General features: G+C 31.3%; 1 protein-coding gene. It reads right to left on the bottom strand.

Annotated features, from left to right (window positions below):
* Positions 1–153 precede the first annotated feature (153 nt).
* The gene (locus AC59HC_RS22945) at positions 154–1,122 is read right to left on the bottom strand and encodes a hypothetical protein (protein ID WP_496559448.1); all 969 of its coding nucleotides are present in this window, start codon (positions 1,120–1,122) and stop codon (positions 154–156) included.
* Between the last annotated feature and the right edge of the window lie 374 nt (positions 1,123–1,496).

Raw genomic sequence — 1,496 nt, forward strand, 5'->3', positions numbered from 1 at the left:
GAAGTAAGGATAATATTGGATAACTGACAATTATTTTTAACCCCTAACTGTCAGATAAAGTCGTGGCTATTACACATAACCTTTGGACTTGAACTTGTCTTTTAAAAATCTGAAACAATACCTTCGTTTTCTTTTATGAATTTTTACACAGTTCTACTGTGACCTCTTTATCTTTTTCCTTTTTTGTTGAACCTGAATATCTTCGGTGTTATACTTTGTTCCATGATTATCAAAATTCAATAACGAAAAAATTTCTAAGCTGCTGTCAGGATTTTTAAAAATCTCCTCCAGTGATGAAAAAGGAATATTATTCTCTTCAGAAGCTTTTTTACAAATACGATCAACTATTGATATGACTTTCTCTTTGGTAGTATCGAATAATTTGGGCTGTTTAAATTTTTCAAACCGTATGGCCTTTATAATCGTATCTTTCACTGAATCGAAATAAATGTCCTTTTCATTTGTATACGCTGTGGTATTAGACAGAATAGTGGACAGCTTGTTTTGTAATAGTGAAACTTCTTTGGTTAACTCAATATTCTTTTGTTGAAGCTCAGTAATTATTTTAGTTTTGGATTGAAGAGTTTCTTTATTTTTAAGCAGTTCTGTATTATATGATTTAAAAGCTCTCTCGTAGTTTTCAATCGTTTTATCTGTTTTGATCTTACTAAAGCCTAGAAAGTCATCTTCTTTTACGATAAGATCTTCAAACTTTTTAGAATTGAGCGTTGCTTTCATTTCAGTTATTTTGTTGTTTAGCAACAAAAATTCTTCTTCTTTTTTTTGAATTTTAAATTCTATGGCTTCAAGTCGTCCTTTAGAACCTGAAACACCTCTATCCATTTCAAGACATTCAGCCGTAATATCCTGCATTTTTGAATAGTGAAAGGATTGATGCTTCAATGTTTTTCCAGTTTCTAAATCCTGCCAGTCGGCTACTAAATGAGCATGGTAATTGGGCTTCCATTCTTTAGAATCTTTATCATAATGTCCTTCATCCCTATGAATGGCAATTTGGAAAATTCTTATTTTTAGTTCTTCTTCAAGCCTTTTAGAAAGCTTATGCAAATCCTGCATCGTTGTATTTTCTTTAATTACAACTACAGCTTCACGAATTGGCAATGCATTTTTCTGTAACTTTCTTCCAGACTTTTCCTTGCAATACGTTTCTATTAACTTAAGCCTATCTGAAATTTTATCTCCTACCCAATACTCATTTTTTCCGGTAAGATCCTTTTTTATATAATCGAAGGTTTTTCTTCTGAAATTGTGCGCTTCGGAATCTGTTTTGACTGCCTTAAAATTGATAGATGTTTTCACAGCAATAAAATAGATCACATTATCACTATCATTAGATAATAAGACTTATTGGACTTCGATTTTCACTCATTGGCTTTATAAAATAAATCCATATCTAATTGGACTGCCCCCAAAAAGTTAGACACTTTTTAGGGGCATTTTTTTATGTATAGAAAGGAAAAATTTAGCGTTGCTTT

The organism is Chryseobacterium sp. DZ-32 (genome assembly GCF_059587025.1).